The sequence below is a fragment of the Streptomyces sp. NPDC048442 genome, from assembly GCF_040651475.1.
Lineage (GTDB): Bacteria > Actinomycetota > Actinomycetes > Streptomycetales > Streptomycetaceae > Streptomyces.
Genome location: NZ_JBEZKB010000008.1, coordinates 16,966 through 42,455 on the forward strand (window position 1 = coordinate 16,966; position 25,490 = coordinate 42,455).

The 25,490-nt window shown below is 70.4% G+C and carries 24 protein-coding genes; 11 read left to right on the forward strand and 13 right to left on the reverse strand.

What is annotated here, in order from left to right:
* Positions 1 to 105: 105 nt before the first annotated feature.
* Complete coding sequence (locus tag AB0D18_RS14315) at positions 106 to 1,119, reverse strand: ANTAR domain-containing protein (RefSeq protein WP_362416778.1); 1,014 nt, start codon at positions 1,117 to 1,119, stop codon at positions 106 to 108.
* A gap of 136 nt (positions 1,120 to 1,255) precedes the next feature.
* Between AB0D18_RS14315 and hemB the strand changes: the two genes are divergently transcribed.
* Together hemB and AB0D18_RS14325 are read left to right on the forward strand one after the other, a co-directional pair.
* Positions 1,256 to 2,248, forward strand: a complete 993-nt coding sequence (hemB, locus tag AB0D18_RS14320) for a porphobilinogen synthase (protein WP_362416781.1) — start codon at positions 1,256 to 1,258, stop codon at positions 2,246 to 2,248.
* A gap of 108 nt (positions 2,249 to 2,356) precedes the next feature.
* Complete coding sequence (locus AB0D18_RS14325; protein ID WP_362416784.1) at positions 2,357 to 2,653, forward strand: hypothetical protein; 297 nt, start codon at positions 2,357 to 2,359, stop codon at positions 2,651 to 2,653.
* A 186-nt stretch (positions 2,654 to 2,839) separates the two neighbouring features.
* On the opposite strand, the gene AB0D18_RS14330 is transcribed toward AB0D18_RS14325, so the two are convergent.
* Entirely contained in the window at positions 2,840 to 3,073 is a 234-nt protein-coding gene (locus tag AB0D18_RS14330; protein WP_362416787.1) for a DUF397 domain-containing protein, read from the reverse strand.
* Positions 3,070 to 3,894, reverse strand: a complete 825-nt coding sequence (locus AB0D18_RS14335; protein WP_362416790.1) for a helix-turn-helix transcriptional regulator — start codon at positions 3,892 to 3,894, stop codon at positions 3,070 to 3,072. The genes AB0D18_RS14330 and AB0D18_RS14335 overlap by 4 nt, the downstream gene beginning before the upstream one ends.
* Positions 3,895 to 4,006: 112 nt before the next feature.
* Between AB0D18_RS14335 and AB0D18_RS14340 the strand changes: the two genes are divergently transcribed.
* A complete protein-coding gene (locus AB0D18_RS14340) occupies positions 4,007 to 4,432 on the forward strand; it encodes an ATP-binding protein (protein WP_362416793.1) in 426 nt (141 codons plus the stop codon).
* Here the strand turns inward: AB0D18_RS14340 and AB0D18_RS14345 are convergent.
* Positions 4,429 to 5,325: an NAD(P)-binding domain-containing protein gene (locus AB0D18_RS14345; protein ID WP_362416796.1), complete on the reverse strand. Its 897-nt coding sequence runs from the start codon at positions 5,323 to 5,325 to the stop codon at positions 4,429 to 4,431. The genes AB0D18_RS14340 and AB0D18_RS14345 overlap by 4 nt on opposite strands.
* A gap of 463 nt (positions 5,326 to 5,788) precedes the next feature.
* On the opposite strand from AB0D18_RS14345, the gene AB0D18_RS14350 reads away from it, so the two are divergent.
* Together AB0D18_RS14350 and AB0D18_RS14355 are read left to right on the forward strand one after the other, a co-directional pair.
* A complete protein-coding gene (locus tag AB0D18_RS14350) occupies positions 5,789 to 6,226 on the forward strand; it encodes a hypothetical protein (protein ID WP_362416799.1) in 438 nt (145 codons plus the stop codon).
* A gap of 103 nt (positions 6,227 to 6,329) precedes the next feature.
* On the forward strand, positions 6,330 to 6,674 hold the full coding sequence (locus AB0D18_RS14355; RefSeq protein ID WP_362416802.1) for a hypothetical protein: 345 nt from the start codon (positions 6,330 to 6,332) through the stop codon (positions 6,672 to 6,674).
* Positions 6,675 to 6,680: 6 nt separating this feature from the next.
* Here the strand turns inward: AB0D18_RS14355 and AB0D18_RS14360 are convergent, their stop codons facing one another.
* Positions 6,681 to 7,517 (reverse strand): DUF4232 domain-containing protein, encoded by an 837-nt coding sequence (locus AB0D18_RS14360; protein ID WP_362416805.1) that lies wholly within the window; start codon positions 7,515 to 7,517, stop codon positions 6,681 to 6,683.
* A gap of 223 nt (positions 7,518 to 7,740) precedes the next feature.
* Here AB0D18_RS14360 and AB0D18_RS14365 point away from each other — a divergent pair, with 223 nt between their 5' ends.
* Complete coding sequence (locus AB0D18_RS14365; protein WP_362416807.1) at positions 7,741 to 9,285, forward strand: helix-turn-helix domain-containing protein; 1,545 nt, start codon at positions 7,741 to 7,743, stop codon at positions 9,283 to 9,285.
* A gap of 103 nt (positions 9,286 to 9,388) precedes the next feature.
* Here AB0D18_RS14365 and argS read toward each other — a convergent pair whose 3' ends face one another.
* A complete protein-coding gene (argS, locus tag AB0D18_RS14370; RefSeq protein ID WP_362416809.1) occupies positions 9,389 to 11,158 on the reverse strand; it encodes an arginine--tRNA ligase in 1,770 nt (589 codons plus the stop codon).
* 157 nt (positions 11,159 to 11,315) lie between these two features.
* On the opposite strand from argS, the gene lysS reads away from it, so the two are divergent.
* Together lysS and AB0D18_RS14380 are read left to right on the forward strand one after the other, a co-directional pair.
* The gene (lysS, locus tag AB0D18_RS14375) at positions 11,316 to 13,049 is read left to right on the forward strand and encodes a lysine--tRNA ligase (protein ID WP_362416811.1); all 1,734 of its coding nucleotides are present in this window, start codon (positions 11,316 to 11,318) and stop codon (positions 13,047 to 13,049) included.
* A gap of 305 nt (positions 13,050 to 13,354) precedes the next feature.
* Positions 13,355 to 13,570, forward strand: coding sequence for a hypothetical protein (locus AB0D18_RS14380; RefSeq protein WP_362416813.1), 216 nt, complete (start codon positions 13,355 to 13,357; stop codon positions 13,568 to 13,570).
* An 11-nt stretch (positions 13,571 to 13,581) separates the two neighbouring features.
* On the opposite strand, the gene AB0D18_RS14385 is transcribed toward AB0D18_RS14380, so the two are convergent.
* The 3 genes from AB0D18_RS14385 to AB0D18_RS14395 form a co-directional block, all read right to left on the reverse strand.
* Positions 13,582 to 14,982: a DUF2637 domain-containing protein gene (locus AB0D18_RS14385; protein ID WP_362416816.1), complete on the reverse strand. Its 1,401-nt coding sequence runs from the start codon at positions 14,980 to 14,982 to the stop codon at positions 13,582 to 13,584.
* 252 nt (positions 14,983 to 15,234) lie between these two features.
* On the reverse strand, positions 15,235 to 15,972 hold the full coding sequence (locus AB0D18_RS14390) for a DUF3558 domain-containing protein (protein WP_362416819.1): 738 nt from the start codon (positions 15,970 to 15,972) through the stop codon (positions 15,235 to 15,237).
* Between the two features lie 71 nt (positions 15,973 to 16,043).
* Positions 16,044 to 16,904, reverse strand: coding sequence for a DUF3558 domain-containing protein (locus AB0D18_RS14395; protein ID WP_362416822.1), 861 nt, complete (start codon positions 16,902 to 16,904; stop codon positions 16,044 to 16,046).
* A 190-nt stretch (positions 16,905 to 17,094) separates the two neighbouring features.
* Here AB0D18_RS14395 and AB0D18_RS14400 point away from each other — a divergent pair, with 190 nt between their 5' ends.
* A complete protein-coding gene (locus tag AB0D18_RS14400; protein WP_362416825.1) occupies positions 17,095 to 18,288 on the forward strand; it encodes an RtcB family protein in 1,194 nt (397 codons plus the stop codon).
* Positions 18,289 to 18,347: 59 nt separating this feature from the next.
* On the opposite strand, the gene AB0D18_RS14405 is transcribed toward AB0D18_RS14400, so the two are convergent.
* Entirely contained in the window at positions 18,348 to 19,817 is a 1,470-nt protein-coding gene (locus AB0D18_RS14405; protein WP_362416828.1) for a recombinase family protein, read from the reverse strand.
* A 344-nt stretch (positions 19,818 to 20,161) separates the two neighbouring features.
* Here AB0D18_RS14405 and AB0D18_RS14410 point away from each other — a divergent pair, with 344 nt between their 5' ends.
* On the forward strand, positions 20,162 to 21,007 hold the full coding sequence (locus AB0D18_RS14410; RefSeq protein ID WP_362416831.1) for a pentapeptide repeat-containing protein: 846 nt from the start codon (positions 20,162 to 20,164) through the stop codon (positions 21,005 to 21,007).
* A 481-nt stretch (positions 21,008 to 21,488) separates the two neighbouring features.
* Here AB0D18_RS14410 and AB0D18_RS14415 read toward each other — a convergent pair whose 3' ends face one another.
* Together AB0D18_RS14415 and AB0D18_RS14420 are read right to left on the reverse strand one after the other, a co-directional pair.
* The gene (locus AB0D18_RS14415; protein WP_362416834.1) at positions 21,489 to 22,247 is read right to left on the reverse strand and encodes an SDR family NAD(P)-dependent oxidoreductase; all 759 of its coding nucleotides are present in this window, start codon (positions 22,245 to 22,247) and stop codon (positions 21,489 to 21,491) included.
* Positions 22,248 to 22,311: 64 nt separating this feature from the next.
* Complete coding sequence (locus tag AB0D18_RS14420; protein ID WP_362416837.1) at positions 22,312 to 22,662, reverse strand: YnfA family protein; 351 nt, start codon at positions 22,660 to 22,662, stop codon at positions 22,312 to 22,314.
* Positions 22,663 to 22,728: 66 nt separating this feature from the next.
* Here AB0D18_RS14420 and AB0D18_RS14425 point away from each other — a divergent pair, with 66 nt between their 5' ends.
* A complete protein-coding gene (locus AB0D18_RS14425; protein ID WP_362416840.1) occupies positions 22,729 to 23,214 on the forward strand; it encodes a hypothetical protein in 486 nt (161 codons plus the stop codon).
* Between the two features lie 48 nt (positions 23,215 to 23,262).
* On the opposite strand, the gene AB0D18_RS14430 is transcribed toward AB0D18_RS14425, so the two are convergent.
* A complete protein-coding gene (locus AB0D18_RS14430) occupies positions 23,263 to 24,753 on the reverse strand; it encodes an FAD-dependent monooxygenase (RefSeq protein WP_362416843.1) in 1,491 nt (496 codons plus the stop codon).
* Positions 24,754 to 25,490: the final 737 nt, after the last annotated feature.

A 25,490-nucleotide genomic window follows, 5' to 3' on the forward strand; every position in this document is an offset into this window, starting at 1 on the left:
CAGGGCAGTCGGACCGAAGGGCGGGCCGGGGATTTCTTCCCCGGCCCGCCCTTTTCCGTACGTACGGATTCCTCGTACGGATTTCTCGTACGGTACGGGCCCGGCTCAGCGGCGTCGGGAGGCGGTGCCGCGGCGGCGGGTACCCATGGTGTGGAGGAACTCCAGGGCGTCCAGCAGGACCGTGCGGTTGTACCAGGCGAGCCATTGGCCGGCCTGGGCGCCGAGTTCCGTCATGGCCTCGTCCTGCGCGGTGGACATCGCCTTGAGCGGACGGTCCATGTGGGCCGAGACCATGCCAAGGCAGACCCCGGCCGGGGTGACGAGGGGCACGCTGTGGGAGGCGCGGCTGCCCGCTTCGAGGATCGCCAGGCGGGAGGGCTCGTCGAGGATCGGGTCGGACTCGACGTTCCTGACGGTCACCTGGGAGACGGTGCGGGCGGCTTCGGCGCACGAGGTGCCGTCTTCGCCGACGTGGGCGAAGAATTCGACGAAGTCCTCGGACAGCCCGGTGTGGTGTTCGAGGCGCAGGCCTCCGCGGACCCGGTCGGGGAGCTGCACGTTGCCCATGTCGGTGCCGGTCACGGTGAGGAGCTGGCTCAGCACGGACCGCAGGACCGTGCCCTGGTTGAGGCCGTCGCCGTTCGTGCGGCGGGCGGCCTCGTAGGTGAGCTGCGGGGCGGGGAGGCGGGTGCGCTGCGGGAACCACAGGGAGGGGGCGCGCGGGGTCGGCTGCGGCGCCGGTGGCGGGTCGGGCCGCGGGGTGCGGATGACCGCCTCGACGAGCAGGCGCATGCGGACGTTGTGCTGCTGGGAGGCGCGCTGGAGGAGAGCGAAGGCGGATTCGCCGTCGGGGAGGGCGTAGCGCTCCTGGAGGATGCCCTGGGCCTGGGAGATGAGGGGGTGGGTGTGGGCGCGGGCGCGGAGGTGGCGGAGTTCGGCGCGGAGGCGGGCCAGTTCGGGCTGGTGGGGTTGACCGGGCTGGTCGGGCTGACCGGGCTGGTCGGCAGGGGCCGGACCGGTCGGCCCGGCCGACCGGTTCGGGAGGGAGCCTTGGGAGTCCTGGGAACCCTGGGAGTCCTGAGGGTCCTGGGAGTTTGCCAGGGAGAGCTGGTCCGTCACGTCGTTTTCCTTTCGAGTAGTCCGTGTTTGGGACGGACGGGAGCGTAACGACCGGGCGCGGGGGCCGGTGACGCTGGGTGGTGCGACCGGCAGGGTGTCGGTAACGGGGGGTGTGGAGCGGGTTTAGCGTGGACGCATGACTGAGTACGGATCCTTTCCGGGGGCACGGCCCCGCCGACTTCGGACGACTCCTGTGATGCGGCGCATGGTCGCGGAGACGCGGCTGCACCCTGCCGATCTGATCCTGCCCGCGTTCGTGCGGGAGGGAATCAGCGAGCCGGTGGCGGTCTCCGCGATGCCGGGGGTCTACCAGCACACGCTGGACACCCTGCGGAAGGCGGCCGTCGAGGCCGTGACGGCGGGGGTCTCCGGGATCATGCTGTTCGGCGTACCCGAGGAAGCGAAGAAGGACGCGGCGGGGACCGCGGGCACCGACCCGGACGGGATCCTCCAGGTGGCGCTGCGCGCGGTGCGCGAGGAGGTCGGGGACGACCTGGTGGTCATGTCCGACCTGTGCCTCGACGAGTTCACCGACCACGGCCACTGCGGGGTGCTGGACGCACAGGGGCGTGTCGACAACGACGCGACGCTGGAGCGGTACGCGGAGATGGCGCAGGTACAGGCCGACGCGGGTGCCCACGTGGTTGGGCCGAGCGGCATGATGGACGGTCAGGTCGGTGTCGTCCGCGATGCGTTGGACGGAATCGGCCGCGAGGACGTGTCGATCCTCGCGTACACCGTGAAGTATTCGAGCGCCTTCTTCGGGCCGTTCCGGGAGGCCGTCGGGTCCTCGCTGAAGGGCGACCGCAAGACGTACCAGCAGGACGCGGCCAACTCCCGTGAATCCATGCGGGAGTTGGCGCTGGACCTGGCGGAGGGCGCGGACATGGTGATGGTCAAGCCGGCCGGCCCGTACCTCGACATCCTCGCGAAGGTCGCCGAGAGCGTGGACGTGCCGGTGGCGGCGTACCAGATCAGTGGCGAGTACGCGATGGTCGAGGCGGCCGCCGAGAAGGGCTGGATCGACCGCGACCAGGCGATCATGGAGTCGCTGACGGGGATCAAGCGGGCGGGTGCGCAGATGATCCTGACGTACTGGGCGACCGAGGCGGCGCGGGCGCTGCGCTGAGCGGGGGCCTGGTGGGGGCGGGTCGCCGGGCGGCTTGCCCTCAGTGCCGGCGGAGGCGGTCGCCGGGGGCGCTGTGGCAGGAGATCCGGGTGCCGTCCGCGTTCACCGTTGGGGGAGAGGGTCGCCCCGCTCGCCGGGGCCGGAGCGGTGCGCTTCGGCGGCGTTGACGGCTTCGGGGCGTGGCTGCGCGGGGGAGCGGGCGGCTCAGCGAGGCGGAGCGGGGGCGCGGCGGGCTTCGGCGTCGCAGCCGAGGGCGTCGGTATCGCGGTGGGCGTGCGGGGCGGGGTCTCGGTGGGGGTCGCCGACGGCGTCGGGGTGGGCGGTGGTGTGGCGGACTCCGTGGATGCCGTCGAGGCCGTGGACGGGGACGCGGGGCGTGAGGGTGCCGCCTTGGTGGTGTCCTGACAGCCGGTGACCAGCAGCGTGGCGAGCAGAGCCGTGCCGGGCAGGGCGAGGCGGCGTACGAGGGCGGGGGCGCGCGGAGGCGTGCGGGGGCCGATCCTGGGCTGAGGAGGGGGGACAGTCCCAGGTTCGTATGCGGCAGGTAGGGAAACGCGCGCCGTTCGGCCCGTTCGGAGCGGGGCAGGGCTTTCAGACGGTACGGGCGAAGGCGGACCAGGCGGCGGGGGCCAGGGTGAGGGTGGGGCCTTCGGGGTTCTTGGAGTCGCGGACGTGGACGGCGGTGGGGTGGGCGGCGATTTCGACGCACTGGCCGCCTTCGTCACCGCTGTAGCTCGACTTGCGCCAGGAGTAGGCGAGTTCGAGGCACTGGCCGCCCTCGCTGCCGCTGTAGCTCGACTTGAACCACTGCAGTGCGGTGCTCATTGATCTCCTAGCAGTCTGTCCAACAGGCCCTTGGAGTCGTCGGTGTTGAGTGCCTGTGTTCGCAGCATCGCATATTTGCGGGCCAGCCTGGATGCGTCGTCGGGGTCGGAGACCCACTGGCTGCCGAGCTGGCTCTCGACATAGGCGAGGTGCTGGTGCTCGGGGGTTTCGAGGAGGGTGAAGGTGCCGTTCAGGCCCGCGTGCTTGGTGCCGGTCAGCGGCAGGATCTGGATCGATACGTCGAGGAGATCGGCACAGATACGCAGGTGACGCAGTTGGGCCTGGTGGTCGGACGGGGCGCACAGGATCAGGTGGAGCACCGGTTCCCAGATGACGAAACTGGCGGTGGGCGGCTCCTTGCGGTGCAGGATCTCCTGGCGTTTCAGGCGGCCCTGGGTGAGATTCGCGATCTCGTCCTCGTCGAACGCAGGGACGCGGTTGCGCAGCACGGTTTCCGCGTAGGCGGCGGTCTGGAGCAGGCCGGGCAGTACCTGGTTGTCGTACCAGGAGAGGGCCAGCGCCTCCCGCTCGTGCGCCATGTACTCCTCGGCCCAGCGGGGGAACTGGTCGACCTCCGGCATGTTCTCGACGCCGACGAGCAACGCGCCCCGGGTGTCGAGGAGTTCGTCGAGTTTCTGGGCGAGGTCGGCGCGCAGGGCGCGCCTGCCCTGCTCGATCGAGGCGATCGTCTCCATGTCCACCTGTACCGCATCCGCAAGCGCCTGCTGGGTGTAACCGGCCGCTTCGCGGAACCTGGCCAATTGCTTGCCCAGCATCTTCATGGCCGATGCGTTCTTCCTCTGGCGTTGCCTGGGGCTCATTGTTCCTAACTCCCCGTGCGCGCGCGTGCTTGAGCGTGGGTGCGCCCGTACAGATTTTTTGTACGGGTCGGCCCAGTGCTCCCCACCGGCCCCGGCCCGCAACCCTCGTCCCGTGAACGAGACGACTCAACTCACCCTGGTGCGCCAGAAGTTCTACCGCCGCGAGCGCCGCTCCGTCCCCGCCGCGCGGGCGTTCGTCCGCTGGGCGTTGGAGGACTGGCGGATGGGCCCGCTCATCGAACCCGTACTGCTGTGCGTGAGCGAGCTCGCGACGAATGCGCTGCGGCACGGGGTTCCGCCGGGGCGGGAATTCGACGTGCGGGTGCTGGCCGGGGGTGGCCTGCTGCGGATCGAGGTGCACGACAGCGGCGGTGGCAGGGTCGAGGCGGCCCGCCCTGACGGGGAGTTGGAGTACGGGCGCGGGCTGCTGCTCGTCGGTGCGCTGGCCGACCGGTGGGGCGTCGGGGACCGGGAGATCGGCAAGGTGGTGTGGTGCGAGTTCGCGTGGCCGGGGGCGGATCAGGCGCGGGGTTCCTAGCGGCTGAGTACTTCCGCGAGGCGGGAGAGGCCGTCGTGTGCGTGGCCCGCGGCGACCGCGCGGTCAAGGAGGGGCTGGAGGCCGGTGATGAGGTCCACCGGCAGGCCCTGTTCGAGGTGGGTGGTGATGAGGTTAGGGAGGGCGGCCTGGTTGACGGCCAGGTTGGAGACGTCCGTGAGGTGGCTGTCGGTGTCGAGGGCCTTGCCCCAGTGGGCGGTGGAGGGGGCCATCGCGGCCAGCCACTGGTGCAGATCCTCCGAGAACGGGCCGGTCGGCAGGCCTGCGGACCGGATCAGGGCGAGCGCCTGGGTGGCGCCCGCGAACAGCCCGTACATGCCGGTCAGCAGTGCGACGTCGTACAGCGCGGCGAAGCCGGGGTCGGTGCCGACGAAGCGGGTGTCGCCGAAGCGGGCGAAGGTGTCGCGGTGCGTGGTGAAGGCTGCCTCGTCGCCGCTGTAGTAGACGTACGCGGCGGGGCCGCCGATCATCTGCGGGACGGCCATGATGCCGCCGTCGACGTATGCCGCGCCGTGCTCCCGTGCCCAACCGGCCAGCTCCCGCGCCTGGTTGGGGGTGCCGTTGGTGAGGTTGACCAGGGTCTTGCCGGTGAGGCCGCCGGACTCGGCGACGGGGGTGAGCACCTCGGTCACGGTGTCGTTGGTGAGCAGGCAGACGATCACGAGCTCGCTCGCGGCGACGGCCTCGGCGACGGTGGTGGCGGGGGTCGCGCCCTGGGCGGCGAGCGGGCCGGTGCGGGCCGCGGAACGGTTCCAGACGGTGGTGGGGTGACCGGCGGTGAGGGCGGCTGCGGCGAGGGCCTGGCCCATGTTGCCGAGGCCGAGGAAGGTGACGGGGGCGGGGGTCGGGGCCGGCGTGGACGTGTTCGTGGGCATGGCGGGGTGCTCCTCCGGGAGGGGGTGGGGTGTGGTGGGCCCCTCGGTGGGGCTCCTTGATGGGCCCCTTGATGGTGTGCGGAGGGCGGTGGGGTCATCAAGTACGCACTTATTTGTGGGTGGTTACCGCAAGGTGGGCAGCGGCGAATTTCGGCCAGTCGTCGCATGCGCCCCACGGTGCGAGGGGGAGGGGGTCGGGCGGGGCGGACGGGGGCGGACCTGGGGGCTTGCATGGAACGGGGTGTTCCGGCAGCCGCTCTCCCGCTCTGGTCGGCGTCCCATTTGTGTCTTGGCTTAAGCAAACGCAAATGATGAGGTAGGGAATGTGTCCGGGCGACGGGCCCGGCATGGCGGCTCCTGTGTGACCGACGGGTGCCGGTGGGATCCTTGAGGGGGAAAATCTGTGCGGCTCACCGATGTACGTTCAGTAAAGTCTGTGCTGGTTACAGCAGTTGCTGCTGCGGTGCTGGTAATCCCGGCCGCGGGCACGGCGAGTGCCGGTGCTCCGGTCGCGCGCCAGGCGGCGCCCGGCCAGGTGGCGCCCGGCCAGGCCGTTGACGCGGCGGCCGCCAGCTTTGATGCCCTGTGCAGGAGTCACAGTCGCAACTATGTGCTGAAGCACTACTACCGAGGTCCCGGCAAGTACAACCTGCGCTGCGGAACCAGCAGCTGGGGCTGGAAGCACATCAAGGCGCGGCACGGCTGGAACGCCACGATGGACCGGAAGATCAGCGCGGCCTTCTGGTCGGGGCGGCCCAACGGGCGCGGCGGGTTCTCGACGTACACCGCCGCCTGCCCGAGCGTCGAGAAGTTCCGCACCATCCTCGGCACCCCGGCGGGGCCCTACGAGCTGCTCACCGCGTACAAGGTCAATTCCCTCGCCGCAGCCGCGAAGTGCTGACGCGCCCCGCCCGCCCGGTCGGCGTACCGTGGGCCGTGCCCGCACGGCAGGCGGACCATGCGGACCAGGCGGACCGGGAGACGGGAAGGGCGGGTGAGCGGCGATGACCGTTCGTACGCCCGCCGAGCGCGCGCTGGCGCGTTCGTACACCACAGGGGACGGGGAGGTCAGCTTCGCGGTGCGCGAGCTGACCGTCGACCATCACGGGCGCGACGACGTGACCCTGACGTACCGGCTCACGGTCAGCGGGACCGGCTTCGAGGACGAGTCGTGGGTCTTCACCCTGCCCTGGGACGACAAGTCCTTCCTGGACGTCCTGACCTCGCCCGCACCCGACCCGGACCGTCTCGCGCAACTCGTGCATCTCGTACGGGCCCTGCTGGAGGAGTGGTGGGACACCAAGGGGTACGACCGGCGGGCGGCGAAGATGGGGCGGCGCGGCGCCTGAGGGCCTTCAGAGGCTGTTGACGTCGTCGAGGGAGGACTGCCAGAAGGAGACCTTGATCGAGGAGTCGATGTAGACGCCCTTGGCGGGCAGGCCCACGTTGACGAAGCCGTCCACGTTGCGGTGCCCGGCGTCGTAGAAGCCGAGGGAGAGCGACTTCGCGGTGTAGCCGGGGTCCGGGGTGCCCGTGGGCGACGAGAGCTTCACGGCGGCGTAGCCGCTCTCGCCGGGCTTCAGGCTCACCACGGCCTGCGGCTGGGTGTCCTTCATCGACGGCGGTACGGACTGGGCGCCCTCGAAGCGGACGACCGGGGCGTAGAAGAGGTCGCAGAGCTTCGAGCCCTTGTTGGTGGCCGTGAGGATCATGGTGTTGAGGGGGCGGCTCGTCACCTGGGCGGTCACCTTGATGTTGGCGGCGTCGCAGCGGGCGCGGTGGGCGGGGGCGTCGGGGGAGTCAGGGGCGGTGGTGCCGGTGCCGGCGCTGCCGCCCTTGCCGTTGCCGCTGGTGTTGCTGTTGCCGTTGCCCTTGCTGCCGGTGCTGGAGCCGGAGCCTCCGGTGCTGGAGGAGGTCTGCTGGGCGTCGCCGCCGGACTGGCCGGGCTGGCCGGGCTTGGACGTTCCGGACGGCTTGCTGTCGGTGTTGCCGTCCGTGGTGCCGTTGGCGGCGGGGGAGGACGTCTGTGCGGCGCCGGCGTCCTTGGTGCCCTCGCCGTTCTGGCAGGCGCTGAGGGAGAGCGTCGCGACGAGGGCCACCGCCGAGGCGGCGAACAGACGAGTGCGGCGGGCGGTGCGGGGGAGGCGGGCGGTGCGGGCGGTGTGTGCGCTGCGGGCGGTGTGTGCGGACATGGCGGATCTCATTTCGGTGTGATGCGGAGTGAGTTGCTGCGTGTGGTGAAAGGGGCCGCTCGACCGGTTGCCGGGGGCGGCGTGCTTTGATGCCCAGAGCTTGTACGACGGGCCGTCCCGGCCGCCAGGGCTGACGGGCAGTTGGGGACGGCTGGAACGCTCGCACAGGCTTTGACCTGCGGTGATGCGGCGTTCCTGGAACGCCGGGATGGGATGGGTACCGGTGTCCGACACTGGGGGAACGGCTGAACTCGCGGAAGCCCTGCGGGAGCTGAAGGGCCGTTCGGGGCTCAGCTACGGAGTGCTCGCCAAGCGGCTGCACATGAGTACGTCGACGCTTCACCGGTACTGCAACGGGGATGCCGTACCGACGGAATTCGCGCCGGTGGAGCGGCTGGCCCGGCTCTGCAGGGCCACTGGGGACGAGATGGTGCGGGTGCACCGGCTGTGGATCCTGGCGGATGCGGAGCGGGGGAAGAAGGCGGCCGCGGGCAGTTCAGGTGCGGGGGCTGCGGCTCCGGAAGCGGCGCCCGTACCGCCAGGGTCCGTACCGTCGGAGCCTGCGCCGTCGGAGCCCGTACCGCCAGGGTCCGTACCGCCAGGGCCCGTACCGTCGGGGCCTGCGTCGTCGGGGCCTGCGTCGTCGGGGCCGGCCGCCCCGGACCGGCCGGCTTCGCCCGAGCCCCTCGTCTCGCTCCGCAGCGGTGACGGTGACACTGGCGACGCCGACGCCGACGCCACCTCCGGCACCTCCACGGCCTCCCTCCGCAAGCGGCGGCGCAACGTGCTCATCGGGGTGGGCGCCGTACTGGCCGTGGCCGCCTCCACCGTGCTCGTCACGCACCCGTGGGACGGCGCGTGGAGCGGAGGTTCCGGCAATCAACCCGCCCGCGCCGTGTCGTCGATCGCACCGAGCGGAAGTGGGGGTACGAGCGCGGGCGCCGACAGCGGCGGCGCCGCGAAGTCCCCTCCCGCCACCCCTCCCCGTTCCGGTGCGCCCGGTGGCGCCGATCCCTCGGCGCCCACCGGCGCCCCCGGCCAGGGGCAGGACTCCGGCGGCAGCAAGGACGGCAGTACGGACGGCAGCAAAGTCGGCAGCGAGGGCGGAAGCAAGGACAGCGAGGCCGGGAGCGAGGGCCAAGGATCCGTCTCACCCTTCTCCGCCGCCGTCCGCCCCTTCGTCTACGAGAGCCCGTGCAGCCAGTTCTTCCTCATCGACAGCGCACCCGAGCACGTCGCCCCGCCGCCCAGCGAGCAGGACGCCCCCGGCTGGGCCGCCTCGTACAAGGCCGTCTCCGCCGACGACCAACTCGTCGCGCTGACCCTGCAGGGCCGCTCGAAGAAGACCGTCGTCCTGCAGGCCCTGCACGTACGCGTCGTACGCAACGAGGCACCCGTGCTCTGGAACCGGTACGCCGCCGGCGTCGGCTGCGGCGGCAACGTCGACACCAAGTCCTTCGCCGTCGACCTCGACGCGGGCCGCCCCTCCGCCGCCCCGCACGCGGGCCAGCGGGACTTCCCGTACAAGATCAGCGAGACCGACCCCGAGGTCTTCTACGTCAAGGCCCGCGCCCGCACCCACGACGTCACCTGGTACCTGGAGCTGGAGTGGTCCAGCGACGGGAAGCGCGGCATCCAGCGCATCGACAACCACGGCAAACCGTTCCGTACGAGCGGTTCGGCGGGGCGGCCGCTGTACGTGCACCCGCTCGGCAGCACCGCCTGGGAGAAGCCGCTGGACGACGGGAGCGGGGAGCAGTACCCCTGAGCAGGCATGGGACCTGAGCAGATACGGGACCTGAGCAGATACGGGAACGGCCCCGGCGGAATCACTCCCGCCGGGGCCGTTCACGTACGTACGAAGGAGCAGGTCAGAGCCGCTCGGGCGTCCGGATGCCCAGCAGTGCGAGGCCCTGGTGCAGGGTCCTGGCGGTCAGGTCGCACAGGAACAGCCGGTTCTCGACCTGCGCCGGGCTGTCGGCCTTGAGGACCGGGCACTCGGCGTAGAACGAGGTGTAGAGCGAGGCCAGCTGGTAGACGTACGCGGCCAGCTTGTGCGGCTCGTACGCCGCGGCCACCTCCGCCAGGGTCTCGCCGAACTGGTCCAGGTGCAGCCCCAACGCCCGCTCCTGCGGGGCGAGTTCGAGCTCGGGGTGGGCCACGGGGGTGGCCTCGCCGCGCAGCCGCAGGATCGACTGGATCCGGGCGTACGCGTACTGCGAGTACACCGACGTGTCGCCGTTCAGCGACACCATCTGGTCCAGGTCGAACTTGTAGTCCCGGGCGGCCGACGTCGACAGGTCGGCGTACTTCACCGCACCGATGCCGATCTGCGCACCGTTCTCGACGATCTCGTCCTCGGTCAGGGCGACCTTCTCGTTGTTCTTCTCGCGCACGACCGCCGTCGCCCGCTCGATCGCCTCGTCGAGCAGGTCCACCAGCCGTACGGTCTCGCCCTCACGGGTCTTGAACGGCTTGCCGTCCTTGCCGAGGACCGTGCCGAAGCCCAGCTGGTGCGCCGTGACGTCCTCGGTCAGCCAGCCGGCCCGCCGAGCCGTCTCGAAGACCATCTTGAAGTGCAGCGACTGCCGGACGTCCACCACGTACAGCAGGGTGTTCGCCTTGAGGTCGCCGACCCGGTTGCGGATCGCGGAGAGGTCGGTGGCCGCGTAGCCGTAGCCGCCGTTCGACTTCTTGACGATCAGCGGCGTCGGGTTGCCGTCCGGGCCCTTCACGTCGTCGAAGAACACGCACAGCGCGCCCTCGGAGCGGACCGCGACGCCCGACTCCTCCAGGATCCGGCAGGTCTCTTCGAGCATGTCGTTGTAGCCGGACTCGCCGACCACGTCCGCGTCCTCGATCTGCATGTCGAGCTTGTTGAAGACCGAGTAGAAGTAGATCTTCGACTCGTCGACGAACCGCTGCCACAGCGCACGCGACTCGGGGTCACCGGCCTGGAGGTGCACCACCCGGTCCCGGGCGCGCGCCTTGAACTCCTCGTCGGAGTCGAAGAGGACCCGCGACGCCTTGTAGATCCGGTTCAGGGCGGACATCGCCTCCTCGCCGTCGACCTTGTCCGCGCCGCCGTGGTCCAGCTCGCTCGGGTGCTCCACCAGGTACTGGATGAGCATGCCGAACTGGGTGCCCCAGTCGCCGATGTGGTGGCGCCGTACGACCTTCTCGCCGGTGAATTCGAGGATCTCGACCATCGCCGCACCGATCACGGCGGACCGCAGGTGCCCGACGTGCATCTCCTTGGCGACGTTCGGCTGCGCGTAGTCGACTACCGTCGTGCCGGCGTCGTCGTTGTACGGAACGCCCAGCCGGGCGTCCGCGGCGCGGGCGGCGAGGGTCTCCACGATGGCGCGGTCGGAGACGGTGATGTTGAGGAAGCCGGGCCCTGAGACCTCGATGTCCTTGAGGACGTCACCGGCCGGGAGCTTCTCGACGACCTGCGCCGCCAGCTCCCTCGGGTTCGCCTTCGCCTTCTTGGCGAGGGCCAGGATCCCGTTGGCCTGGAAGTCGGCCCGGTCGCTTCGGCGCAGCAGCGGGTCCGCGGGAGCACTGTCCGGCAGGGCTGCCGAGAGTGCGTCCGCGAGGCGCTGATTGACGGTCGAGGCGAGCGAGGGGACCGAGGCCATGGGGTGCCGTTCCTGTGGAAGATCGGGTTGATGGTGCGACCCAGTATTTCACGCGCCCCCTCGCCCCTCCTCCCGATATAAAGCAACCCCGGGCTCGCTCCCGCCGTCTGGGACAATGGCCTACGCCAGCTTTCACAGAATCCGGAGAACCAAGGACGTGCCGACCGTGGCTCAGAGCAGCACCCCCGAGACCGACTGGGTCTCCCGTTTCGCGGACGATGTCATCGCCGAGTCGGAGCGACGTGCGCCTGGCAAACCCGTTGTCGTCGCGTCCGGACTCTCCCCGTCGGGCCCCATCCACCTCGGCAACCTCCGCGAGGTCATGACCCCGCACCTGGTCGCCGACGAGGTCCGCCGCCGCGGGTACGAGGTCCGTCACCTGATCTCCTGGGACGACTACGACCGCTACCGCAAGGTGCCGGGCGGCGTCCCCGGCATCGACGAGTCCTGGGCCGAGCACATCGGCAAGCCGCTGACCTCGGTCCCGGCCCCGGCCGGTTCCGCGTACCCGAACTGGGCCGAGCACTTCAAGGCCCCCATGGTCGAGGCGCTCGCCGCGCTCGGCGTGGAGTTCGACGGCATCAGCCAGACCGAGCAGTACACCGCCGGTACGTACCGCGAGCAGGTGCTGCACGCGATGAAGCACCGCGCGGACATCGACGCCGTACTGGACCGCTACCGCACCAAGGACAAGCCCGGCGCGAAGAAGTCGCAGAAGCCCCTCGACGAGGCCGAGCTGGAGGCCGCCGAGGGCTCCGGCGCCGCGGCCGAGGACGACGGCACGAGCGGCTCCTCGTACTACCCGTACAAGCCCTACTGCGGGCAGTGCGAGCGCGACCTCACCACGGTGACCTCGTACGACGACGACTCGACCGAGCTGGCCTACACCTGCGTGTGCGGCTTCGCCGAGACGGTGTTCCTGAACGAGTTCAACCGCGGCAAGCTGGTCTGGAAGGTCGACTGGCCGATGCGCTGGGCGTACGAAGGTGTGATCTTCGAGCCCAGCGGCGTCGACCACTCGTCCCCCGGCTCGTCCTTCGTCGTCGGCGGGCAGATCGTCCGCGAGGTCTTCGACGGCGTCCAGCCGATCGGCCCGATGTACGCCTTCGTGGGCATCTCGGGCATGGCGAAGATGTCGTCCTCCAAGGGCGGGGTCCCGACCGCGGGCGACGCGCTGAAGATCATGGAAGCGCCGCTGCTGCGCTGGCTGTACGCGCGCCGCAGGCCCAACCAGTCCTTCAAGATCGCCTTCGACCAGGAGATCCAGCGGCTGTACGACGAGTGGGACAAGCTCTCCGCGAAGGTCGCGGACGGGACGGTGCTCCCGGCGGACGCGGCGGCCCACGCCCGTGCGATCGGGACCGCGGCCGGTGAACTGCCGCGCACACCGCGGGTGTTGCCGTACCGGACGCTGGCCTCCGTCGCCGACATCACGGCCGGTACGGAGGACCAGACGCTGCGCATCCTGAGCGAGCTGGACCCCACGGACCCGATCGTGTCGCTGGACGAGGTCCGGCCGCGGCTGGACCGGGCGGAGTCGTGGATCACGGCGTACGTCCCGGCCGACCAGCGGACGCTGGTGCGGTCCGAGCCGGACGCGGAGACGCTCGGTGCGCTGGGCGAAGCGGACCGGGAGTCGCTGCGGCTCCTTGCCGAGGGCCTCGACTCGCACTGGTCCCTGGACGGGCTGACGACGCTCGTCTACGGCGTCCCGAAGATCCAGGCGGGCCTGCCGGCGGACGCGAAGCCGACGCCGGAGCTGAAGGTGGCCCAGCGGACCTTCTTCGCGCTGCTCTACCAGCTGCTGGTGGGCCGCGACACGGGCCCCCGCCTGCCTACGCTGCTGCTGGCGGTGGGGGCGGAACGGGTACGGAAGCTTTTGGGGGCGTAGCCGGGGGGGGCTGGGGCGGTCGCGAGGGCGTGCGGCCGCGGAGAGGGCGGGCTCCGCGTGGGGGCCGCCCCCTTGCCCACCCGTCCCGCCCCCGGGGGGCGGCCCCGCTGCCCAAGGAGGCTGACTTAGGGGCGCGGGGAACTGCGCGATCAGCCACGACGCACCCGCACGGTGCAAACGCTCCCGCCCAGCGCCCAGCGCCCCCGCACGGTGAGAACTTGCTGCATCTTTCGGTGGACCGCCAGGCCCCCCGTTCCGCCTCGCGCACGACGCGCGCCCGGTGGCCGCCGGGCCATCCTGGGCTCATGAAGAACGAAATCGTCCTCACCGTCGGCTGGATCGTCGCCATCCAGGGCATCCTCGGCTTCGTGGGCCGCACCTGGTTCGACAACGACTGGGGCCTGCTGCACAAGTGGTTCACCCCGCACACCGGGCTCTACATCGCGATGGCCGTCGTCGGCGCCGCGCTCGCCTTCGTCGGCGAGACGGCCAAGAAGCGCGCCAAGGCCCGGAGCTACTGAGCGGCGCGGGCTCAGGCGATGTGCTCGTCCAGCTCCAGCTGGAACCGCTCCTCGTACCGCTTCGTGTACGTCTCCAGCTCCTCCACCGGCAGCTGCTGCCCGTACAGGTCGCTCAGGTACGAACCGAACTGCAGCGGCGTCGGGAACGCCCCGTTCGCCCCCGCGCACTTGCGGAACGCGTCGTAGTACGCGTCGTCGTCCAGCACGAAGTCCGCTTCGGCAGCGCCCTCGGCGGAAGCGAAGTCGGGCCCGAACTCGGCGTCGTAGTCCGGGTTGTAGCCGCCGAGCGGACGGCTGCGGCCGGGACCGGACGGCACCATCACCGGGTGCGCGTCCACGTCGCCGCCCTGCGGGAAACGCTCGTCGTACTGGTCCGCGTACTGCTCCGCCGGATACTGCTCAGGACCGTACGGAACCTGCTGGCCCTGCGTCGCAGACGCCTGGTGTCCGACCGGAGCCGCGAACCACGGGCTCGGGTGCTCCTGCGGCCGCTCCTGCTCCTGCGGCTGCTCGGCAGGGGCCGGGACATCGGCCTCCGGAGCCTGCTTCTCCAGGTTCACGGCCTGCGCCCCGGCGGACCCGTCCCGTACATCGGGGTGCCCCTGAACCTGGTCTTCCGCTATCGGACCGGAGGCACTCTCGCCCCCGTCCTCCCCCTCCCGCCGAGCGGCAGGCAACGCCGGAGCGTTCGCCGCAGCCGTCGCCGCCACCGGCGCGGGCGGCAACAGCATCGGCTCGATGCCCGCCGCCGCGAGCCCCGCCGCCGCGGTGTCCGCGATCGGGATCCCGTACTTCGCGAGCCGCAGCGGCATCAAAGCCTCGACCGGCGCCTTCCGCTTCCACGACCGCCCGAACCTGGCCTGCAGCCGGGACTGGTAGATCAGCCGGTCCTGCTCCAGCTTGATCACCTGCTCGTACGAACGCAGCTCCCACAGCTTCATCCGCCGCCACAGCCTGAACGTCGGCAACGGCGACAGCAGCCACCGCGTCAGCCGCACGCCCTCCATGTGCTTGTCGGCCGTGATGTCCGCGATCCGCCCCACCGCGTGCCGGGCCGCCTCCACCGACACCACGAACAGGATCGGGATCACCGCGTGCATGCCCACGCCCAGCGGATCCGGCCAGGACGCCGCACCGTTGAACGCGATCGTCGCCGCCGTCAGCAGCCACGCCGTCTGCCGCAGCAGCGGGAACGGGATCCGCATCCAGGTCAGCAGCAGGTCCAGCGCCAGGAGCACACAGATGCCCGCGTCGATGCCGATCGGGAAGACGTACGAGAAGCTGCCGAAGCCCTTCTCCAGGGCCAACTCGCGTACCGCCGCGTACGAACCCGCGAAACCGATACCCGCGATGACCACCGCACCGGCGACCACCACGCCGATCAGTATTCGGTGCGTGCGTGTCAACTGCATCGCGGCCACCCGCGATCCCCTCCCGTACGTCCACACCCGGCGGTACCTGCCAGGCGGCTTCAGCCTGGCACACGCACACGGGGGCCCGGTCCTCGCATGAGGACCGAACCCCCGCAAACCTGCTCGAACCGGGCCCAGTTGTAGTCAAGTCGTTGACTACCCCCCTACAAGTGGGCCGCTACGAGCGGACTTCTGCCTGCCCGCCCAATTGCCCGCCCACCTGTCCGCCCACTTGCCCGCCTACTCGCCCGCCTACTTGTTGGCCGCGGCGATCGACGCCACGACCTCCTTCGCCGCCTTCTGCGCACCCTTCATCAGGTCCGCCGAGTCCGGCAGCTTCGCACCCGAGTAACCCGAACCGTTGTAGTCCAGCGTCACCACGACATTGCCCGTACGGGCCACCACGACCGCGTGCTGGAAGTCCGTGCCCGACTCGCGCGCCTGGTACGAGGTCATCGACGCCGCGTCACCGATCCCGCTCACCGGATTGGTCCTGGAGTCCTTGGCCCCGTCCTTGCCCTTGACCTTGGTGACCTGCTTGGCCAGCTCCTGGTCGGCCCGCTTCTCACCGTTGCCCAGCACCAGGTTCGACTCGAAGCGCTGCAGCAGGTACGTCAGGTAGTGGTACTGCGAACCCTTCACGCCCTTGTCGTCCAGGCCCTTCCAGGAGCAGCCCCGGCGGATCTCCGGGTCCGAGGACTTGTCCGCCGTGCCGCCGGGCTCCTCGGCCTGGGGCACCAGCTCCCCGACCGTGTCCTTCGTCACCGCCTTGCACACGTCCGGCAGCTTCGCGAACTTCGCCGGAGCCACCGTCGGAGCGGCCGACGGCGTCTGCTTCGCGGCAGCGCTCTGGTCCTTCTTCGTGCCGCCGTCAGAACCGGAACCCGAACCGGAACCGGAGTCCGACGAACAGCCGGCCATGACGAGCAGTGCCGGAGCGGCGACCGCGCAGGTCAGGATGCGGGCGATACGGGGGGCTTTTCGGTACATGGTTCCTGTAGTTCCTTCTCTGTCGCGTACTGCCTCTGTCGCGTACTGCGTGGATCACTCGCTGCTGTCGGTCACTCGCTGTTGGAGGAGAACTGCTCGGCGAGTTTACGGGCCAGGCCCTGTGCCCGGTCCTGGAGCACCTTGCTGTCCGGGATCTGGCCGGTGCCGCCCGGCTGCTCGCCGTACTCGATGCTCACGATCACGTTCGACGTCCGGAAGACGACCGAGATCGTACGGTCCTGGACCGCCCCCGCCCCCACCTTCGTCTCGTCGAGGAAGGCGTCGTCCCCGAGACCGCCGAGGGTACGCGGCTCAAGACCGCTCGGGTCGGGAGCCGTAGGCGTACCGGAAGGAGAACCGGGGGCTCCGGGCGTGCCGGTCGCGGTCGGGAGAGCGGGGCTCCCGGTCGGGGACGGGGAGGTGGGGGCGGTGGCCGGAGGGGGCGGCGCCGGCAGGTCCGCGGCGTCCAACTTCTCCTTGTACACGACCTGTGCGCGGTCGTCGTCGCTCACCGCGTCGTCGTACGAGACGACCCGCTCGAAGTCCACGCTGAGCAGATGCGTGGCGTCCGGCGACTCCGCCTTCCAGTGGCAGCCGACCCGCCGGTCCGTGTCGTACGTCACCGCGGGATCGCCCCCGAACAGCTTCTGCTGCTGCTCGTCGGGCAGTGTCTCGGCCCCCGGCAGCATCGCCTTCAGCGTGCCCCGGTCGATGATCCGGCAGGGCTCGGGGAGCGTGCGGTACTTGCCCGGCTGGGCGGCCGGTGCGGCGGACTCACCGGGCTTGGCGTCGGTCGCACCGTCCGTGGTGCCACTGTCGCCCGAGCAGCCGGTGGCGCCCATGGTGAGGGCAGCGAGCAGGGCGAGCCCCGGCACAAGGCCGGGTACGCGCCCCTTGACGTACACAGACGGCGCAGACGGCTTTCGCGGCACGTTCCCAGGCCTCCTTCGGAGGAAATTTAGTTGCCGCCCGGAGGTGGCCGATGACCACAATGTGTATCGCACAGGCCGGTGTGGATGCCGGTCCGCTGTCCCTTTTGCGGATCTTCCCACCCTTTTTTCGCTTTGCGAATGTTGCTTATATCTCGGGTGATTACTCACGCTTCGGGGGAACTGAGGAGAAATGTCGTACGTAGAGGTGCCGGGCGCGAAGGTCCCGATCCGCATGTGGGCCGACCCGGCGACGGTCGAGGAGGGCGCGATGCGCCAGCTCCACAACGTCGCCACGCTCCCCTGGATCAAGGGCCTGGCCGTGATGCCGGACGTCCACTACGGCAAGGGCGCCACGGTCGGCTCGGTCATCGCCATGCAGGGCGCGGTCTGCCCGGCGGCGGTCGGCGTCGACATCGGCTGCGGCATGTCCGCCGTCAAGACTTCCCTGACCGCGAACGATCTTCCGGGTGATTTGTCGCGGTTGCGCTCGAAGATCGAGCAGGCGATTCCGGTGGGGCGGGGCATGCATGCGGATCCGGTGGATCCGGGGCGGCTGCATGGGTTCGCGACGGCGGGGTGGGAGGACTTCTGGGGGCGGTTCGAGGGGGTGGCGGATGCGGTCAAATTCCGTCGCGATCGTGCAGTGAAACAGATGGGAACGCTCGGAAGCGGCAACCACTTTGTCGAGTTCTGTCTTGATGAGGCAAATTCGGTCTGGCTCATGCTGCATTCCGGTTCGCGGAACATCGGCAAGGAGCTTGCCGACCACCACATCGGGCAGGCCCAGAAGCTTCCGCACAACCAGGGCCTGGTCGACCGTGACCTGGCGGTATTCATTGCGGACACACCGCAGATGGCGGCGTACCGCAATGACCTCTTCTGGGCGCAGGAGTACGCGAAGCACAACCGGGCCATCATGATGGGCCTCTTCCAGGATGTGGTCCGGAAGGAGTTCAAGAAAGCCCGGGTGACTTTCGAGCCGGTCATCTCCGCCCACCACAACTACGTCTCCGAGGAGCGCTACGACGGGATGGATCTCCTGATCACTCGTAAGGGCGCCATCCGGGCCGGCTCCGGCGAGTTCGGGATCATCCCGGGTTCGATGGGCACGGGGTCGTACATCGTGAAGGGCCTCGGCAACGTGGCGTCCTTCAACTCCGCGTCGCACGGCGCGGGTCGGCGGATGAGCCGTGGTGCCGCGAAGAAGCGCTTCTCCACGAAGGACTTGGAGGACCAGACGCGGGGCGTGGAATGCCGCAAGGACTCCGGTGTCGTGGACGAGATCCCGGCCGCGTACAAGCCGATCGAGCAGGTCATCGACCAGCAGCGCGACCTGGTCGAGGTCGTCGCGAAGCTGAAGCAGGTCGTCTGCGTGAAGGGCTGAGGTATCGGAGAGGAATGGTGCAGGGCCCTGCCGGCTTTCGGCTCGGGCCCTGCGAGCCGTCAGGCGACGGATGCTTCGTTCTGCCGGGGGACGATGACGATCCTTGCCGGGTCGAAAGTGCGGGATCCCTTCTTGCCCGGGAGGACGGCTACGACTTCGATGAGGCGAATGAGGGCCTCGCGCCTCTCTCCCAGCGTCATTCCGGACCACATTTCGGGTGGACCGGCCGAGCTTTGCTTCCATGCCCAGCTCTTGCGCTCCTTGACAAGACTTTTCAACTGAGCTTCCTCGCACCTGAGCTGAGAGAAGTAGTCCGTGTCATCGATCTCCTCGGCGTACCACTGCTCTTGAAGCATGGACGTGCGCTGACGGACGGTCTCAAGCCGGTGTTCGTCCGGCCAGGGGGCGGGGGATCGTAGCGTGAGCAGGCCCAGCGCGCGTTCGGTGATGAGATCGTCCACGGCTGGGCCCTGGCTGCTTACTCTGCCGCAGCCTCCGTTGGTCACCGTGCGACATCTGTACACGTACGAGTTCCCGGCGGGGGCTCCATGCATCTGAACACCGCAGATGCGACCCTCGGGCGTCAGTCCTCCGCATCGGACCAGCCCGGTCAGCAGATACCCGCTGTTGGGTGACGACCGGGTTCCGGATCTGTCCCACCCGCCGGGGTGACGCTTCTTGTCCAGTAGCTCCGCGACGGCCAGCCAGTCGTCCGGTGACACGATGGCTTCCCATTGGCCCACGACGGGCTTTCCGTCGGCTCCGACCACCAGCTCCCCGCCCAGTCTTCGATAGCCGCAGATCCGGGGGTTGCGCAGAACCCATTTGACGGTCTGTGACTGCCATGGATTCCCCAGGGTGCTGGTGAACCCGGATGCAGTGAATTCATGAGTGACGGCGGTGAGGGTCTTTCCTGCGAGGAGCCCCTGTACGCCCTGCCGTACTACCTCCGACTCGCCAGGATGCAGTGTGTACTTGTCGCTGTTCCACCCGAAGGGGCGGCGGGAGGAGACAGGCTCGCCACGTTCGGCGCGTGCCCGGTGGTTCAGCTTCGCGCGCTGTTGTTGTTTCTTGCTCTCGGCCTGTGCGGCTGCGGCGCCCATGAGGCCACGCTGTGCCGAGCCTTCGTTGTACAGGTCGTGCGGACCGAGTTCGTCGGCGTATGAACGTCCGGGGAAGGCTTTGAAGCTTCGGCTGAATCGTTGGTAGGTGTGTTCGTCACGGTAGAGCCTGTCGTCTGCCACGCAGACAACACCGTCGATCGGGTATCCGGTGCTGGTGGCCCCCTTGTCGAGAGCGGCGAGCATGGCTTCGAAGTCAGGACGTACGACGCCGGCCTTGGAGGCGGACATGCCGTTGTCGATGAACCGGTGGATGACGATCATCTTGTTCTCGGCCGCGATGCGATTGCAGTGCCTGGTCTGGTCTTCCACGCCGTGGGCGTCGCGCCTGTGGACGTCGAAGGAGATACGGCAGTAGACGACCACCAGGCGCCATCCACGCTCCCGCAACTGCTGGGCCTCGACCAAGCTCGGCGCGTCGGCCGGAACGCCCCGGAGCTGAGTGACCAGCTGCCCTCCGGGAGAGGGCTCACGGCTTGTGGGTTTGCGCCTGTCGGTGAAGAAGTTCGGACGCCCGGTACTGTCGTCAGGAGTCATCGGGAAGTTGGTCCTTCCGCGGTGGTGAGGCCCTCGGCCGGGATTGCACTCCCAGCCGGGGGCCGTTCTGTGTGTGGTGGTGTGGCGAGCCTAGGGCGGGGTTTCGGCGGTCGGTGGGTGACCAGGGGTGTTCACCCGTACGGGTGTATGGGCGGCTGGCCCGCTAAAGTGCCGGGGGTTTGTCCGTATCGCCGTAACCATGTGGAGCTCGATCCATGCCCGAGATGACTTCCGAGCTGCGTTCCGATTGCGGGAGCTGTTTCGGGCTGTGCTGTGTGGCTCTGACGTTGACGAAGTCGTCGGACTTCGCGATCGACAAGCCGGCCGGGAAGCCGTGCCCGAATCTGGGGGAGGAGTTTCGGTGCGGGATTCATGCGCGGCTGCGCGGTGAGGGGTTTTCCGGGTGCACCGTGTACGACTGCTTCGGGGCGGGGCAGAAGGTTTCGCAGGTGACGTTCGCCGGGGTGAACTGGCGGGATGAGCCCGGAAGTTCGGAGCTGATGTTTGCGCTGCTGCCGGTGATGAAGCAGCTGCACGAGCTGCTCTGGTACGTGGAGGCGGGGCTTGCGCTCGATGTGGCGCGGCCCGTGCACGGGGAGCTGCGGCGGCTGCGGGACGAGACCGAGGAGCTCACTCGGGGGAGTGCCGAGGAGCTCGTGGCGCTCGATGCGGAGGGGCACCGGCAGAAGGTGAACGGGGCGCTGGTGCGGGTGAGCGAGCTGGTCAGGGGTGAGTGGGCCGCCGCCGTGCCGAGGAAGAAGAACGGGAAGAAGCGGAAGACGGATCTGCGGGGAGCGGATCTGATGGGGGCCCGGCGGGCGGGGGCGGATCTGCGCGGGGTGAACCTGCGGGGCGCGTATGTGATCGCTGCGGATTTGAGCGGGGCCGATCTGCGGGGGGCCGATGTCATCGGGGCCGATTTCCGCGATGCGGATGTGCGGGGGGCTGACTTGAGTGCCGCGCTCTTCCTTACGCAGACGCAGGTGAATGCGGCTCGGGGGGACGGGCGGACGCTGCTCCCGGCGGGGCTCGAACGGCCGTCGCACTGGGGTAGGGAGTAGGGAGTAGGAGCTAGGGGTTCGTGGCTGGGGGCTGGGGGCTGGGGGCTTTCCGCGGATGCGCGGGCCGGGCGCGCGGCCGCGGCAGGCAGGGGCTGCCGGACAGGTCCTGAGGGGAGTGGTGGCCCGTGGTTGCCCGGCAAGGTGGGCCGTTCGACCTCGCAGGGGTGGGAGGGGCGGCCGGCCTCCGGCCGTTCCGCCGGGGGTGGGCGAGGCCGTAGCCCGTGCGCGTCCCGTCCCGGCGGTTGAGTGGAGCATCGGGTGGGTCCCAGCCCGTGCCCGCCACGCTCCGGCGGCTGGGTGGAGCGTCGGCTGGGGCGGGGCCCCGGCCCGTGCCCGCGCCCTGTCCCTGCGGCTCAGTTGAGCATCGGGTGGGGCAGGAAGCAGCCCGTGCCGCCACGCTCCGGCGGCTGGGTGGAGCGTTGGTTGGGGCGGGCCCGCAGCCTCCGCGCCCGCCCCCGCGCCCCCCCGTCTCAGCGGAGCGTCACAGTTCCCTGTGGACCTTCGTGTTGGACGCCTGTGCGCGCGGGCGGACCACCAGGAGGTCGATGTTGACGTGGCTGGGGCGGGTGACCGCCCAGGTGATCGTTTCTGCGACGTCGTCGGCGGAGAGCGGGGAGTCCACCCCCGCGTACACCTTGGCGGCCTTCTCTGTGTCGCCGTCGAAGCGGGTGAGGGCGAATTCCTCGGTCTTGACCATTCCGGGGGCCACCTCGATCACCCGTACCGGGGTGCCGACGATCTCCAGGCGGAGGGTTTCCGCGAGGACGTGGCTGCCGTGCTTTGCCGCCACGTAACCGCCGCCGCCCTCGTACGTTCCGTGGCCCGCCGTTGAGGAGACCACGACGACCGTGCCGTCGCCGGAGGCGGTCAGGGCCGGGAGCAGGGCCTGGGTGAGGTTGAGGGTGCCGAGGACGTTCGTCTCGTACATCTGGCGCCAGTCGGCGGGGTCCGCCGTGGCGATCGGGTCGGCGCCGAGTGCGCCGCCCGCGTTGTTGACCAGGACGGCGATCGTGCGGAAGGCGGTGGCGAACTCGTCGACGGCGGCGCGGTCCGTGACGTCGAGGGGGTAGGGCATGGCCTGGTGGCCCGCTGCGGTGAGTTCCTCGGCGAGGGCTTCGATGCGGTCCTTGCGGCGGGCGGTCAGGACGACGCGGTAGCCGGATGCGGCGAGCTGCCGGGCCGTGGCCGCGCCGATTCCGCTGCTCGCTCCGGTGACGACGGCGATGGGGGCGCTGGGCATGCGGCTGCTCCTCGTACGTATGACGGTTGGCTTTCGTACGAGGATACGAGGACGAGCGGCGAGGTCAGCGGCCTCGTGGGGCGTACATGATCAGGGCCATGCCGAGGAGGCAGACGAGCGCGCCCGTCACGTCCCAGCGGTCCGGGCGGTAGCCGTCCGCGACCATTCCCCAGGCGATCGAGCCCGCGACGAAGACCCCGCCGTACGCGGCGAGGATCCGGCCGAATTCGCCGTCGCTCTGGAGGGTGGCGACGAAGCCGTACAGGCCGAGGGCGATGACGCCGGCGCCGATCCAGATCCAGCCTTTCCCGCTCTGGTGGTCACCGCCGCGTACGCCCTGCCAGACCAGCCAGGCGCCGCCGATTTCGAAGAGGGCGGCGACGAGGAAGAGGGCTGCTGAGCGGGCTACGTGCATGGGCATAAGGGTGGCATGCGGGGCCGGTGGTGGGGGGTTTGGGGGGAAACGGGTAGGTGGGTGTCCATGTCATCTCTGTTGCGCAAGGCGCTGTTGGTGCTGGTCGCGGGGTTGTTCCCGCTGGGTGCGGGGGGAGTGGCTTTCGCCGACGAGGGCGAGGCCGATCTCGGGCACCACGGACAGGTCGTGTACCAGGCCGGCCGGCTGGTCATGGAGCTGCGGACCTGGAACCACGGGCCGGTGAGCCTGGACTCGGGAGCGGTGCGGGTGTCGTTCTCGGCACCGGTGGAGGGGAAGATTCCGCGGGAGTGTGTGCGTCGGGCGCCGACCGTGCTGGTCTGTGAGACCGGGGCGCTGCGCGCCGGGGCGGCGAGCGCGCGCAGGCTCGGCTTCGATCTGCGGGTGAGCGGGTCGCCCGTCGAGGTGGTGGTGGAGGTACGGACAGTACGGATGGGGTCGGCGCAGCCCGGCCTGACGACGCGGGACCTCAACCCGGGCAACGACCGCAGGCGGGTACTGGCACCGGACACCGGGGACGCCTACTACTTCTGAGGGGTGGACGGGCGGACGGGGGCCGGTGCCCCGGGCCGCCCACCACCGCTACCCCTTCTCGCGCCGTTCGTTCCGGCGCCGTGCCCGCTTTCCCGGTGCGTAGGCCGCCCACGCCACGTACCCGTCCGGCCGGACCAGTACCGACGACTGCCGCGCCCAGTGCGCCCGTACCGTGTGCGGCGGTACGTCGGTGGGGATCGGGCCGTCGGCCGCGGCCACCAGTACGTACTCGCCCTTGCGCAGCAGCTCGTAGAGCCGGCCCTCGGCGAGCGCCAGGTCGGGGACGCGGCGGCCGACCAGCGGGTGGGCGCCGCGCGGGGCGCCGTACGAGATGCCGATGCCGGAGATCATGCCCATCGCGCGCGAGGTGATGGGGCGCAGGGAGTTGAAGAGGCGGGTGGCGACGGCGCGGCCGGTGCGCTGGAGCGGGGTGTGGGCCATGGCGATACGGATCAGGGCGCCGCTGGTGCGCAGGACCGTCGCGCCGACCGGGTGGCGTTCGGCGTGGTAGGTGTCGAGGAGCGGGTCCTCGGCCCGGCCGCGCAGTACGGCGGCGAGCTTCCAGGAGAGGTTCGCGGCGTCCTGGAGGCCGGTGTTCATGCCCTGGCCGCCGGCCGGTGAGTGCACGTGTGCGGCGTCTCCGGCGAGGAAGACACGGCCGGTGCGGTAGGCGGGGACCTGGCGTTCGTCGCTGTGGAAGCGGGACAGGAAGCGTTCGTCGTGCATGCCGAAGTCGTTGCCGAGGGCGGTGCGGGCGATGTGCCGGATCTCGTCGAGGTCGACGGGGTCGGACTCGGGGACCTCGTGGCCGCGGTCCCAGCCCATGACCCGGTAGTAGCCGTCGCCGAACGGGACGATGAAGGTGAAGGCGTCGCCCTGGCCGCCGATGGTGAGGACGCCCTCGGGCTCGTCGGTGAGGCGTACGTCCGCGAGGACGATCGACTTGATGACGGACTCGCCGGGGAACGGCAGACCGAGTGCGCTGCGGACGGTGCTGTGGACTCCGTCGGCGCCGATCAGGTACGGGGCGCCGAGCTCGCTCTCGCCGCCGTCGGGGGTACGGATGCGGGCGGTGACGCCGGTCGTGTGCGGGGTGAGGCCGAGGAGCTCGGTGTCGTAGCGGAACTCCACGCCTGCGGCGCGGGCGCGGCGCTCCAGGAGGCGCTCGACCTCGTACTGCGGGGTGATCAGGACGAGCGGGAAGCGGGAGCGGAGGCGGCTGAGGTCGAGGGCGAGGTTGCCGAAGAAGTTGAGCCGGGTGAGCTGGCGGCCGGTCTTGAGGAGTTCGTCGGCGAGGCCGCGGGCGTCGAGCACTTCGAGGGTGCGGGCGTGCACGGCGAAGGCGCGGGTGAGGTTGCCCGCGGTGTGCGCGCGGCGTTCGACGAGGGTGACGCGCAGCCCGGCGGCGGCGAGGTCCCCCGCGAGGAGCAGGCCGGTGGGGCCTGCGCCGACGACGATCGCGTCGGTCGTCCTGGGGACGCCGGCGGGGGTCGGCGTGGGGGCTTCTTGCGGCGTCGGGTCGTCCTGAGGGCTCGGCATGACGGCACCCTCCCCGCGACTCCGGCCACGTACACCCGTGGAATGCAAGCCTCCGCGAAAGGCGGCGGGGGGACGCGGCGAGGGACGTCCGCGAAGGCCCCTGCGGAGACCCCGCGAAGGCCCCTGCGGAGAGCACTGCGCAGGACGTCCGCGAAGGCCCCTGCGGAGGGCACTGCGAAGGAGCCCCGCCAAGGCCCCCGCGTAGGCACTCCGCGAAATGCGTCTGCGGAGGGCCGCGTGAGGGGAGAGCCCGTCGGGAGCCGCCGCGAGGGCCCGGCGGGAGCCCCCCCCCCCCCCCCCGCGAGGGCTCAGCGGGAGTCCCCGCGAGGGCCCGGGGAGCCCAGCGGGAGCACCGGCAAGGGCCCAGCGAGAGCCCGCGCAGAGCCCCCGCGCGGGCCCGGCGGGAACCCCCGCGGGGGCCCAGGGAGAGCCGCCGCGAGGGACCAGCACGCACCCCCGCGCGGGCCCAGCACGCACCCCCGCGAGGGCCCAGCGCGCACCCCCGCGAGGCTTGCGCACCCCCGCGAGAGCCCACGGAGAGCCCCCGCGAGGCCCGCACCCCCGCGAGGCCCGCGCACCCCCCGCGAGGGCCCAGCGGGAGCCCCGGCGAGGGCCCGGGGGAACCCCCGCGAGGGCCCAGGGAGAGCCCAGCGGGAGCCGCCGCGAGGGCCCAGGGGGAGTTCCCCGCGAGGCCCGCGCACCCCCGCGAGGCCCGCGCACCCCCGCGAGGAGGCCCG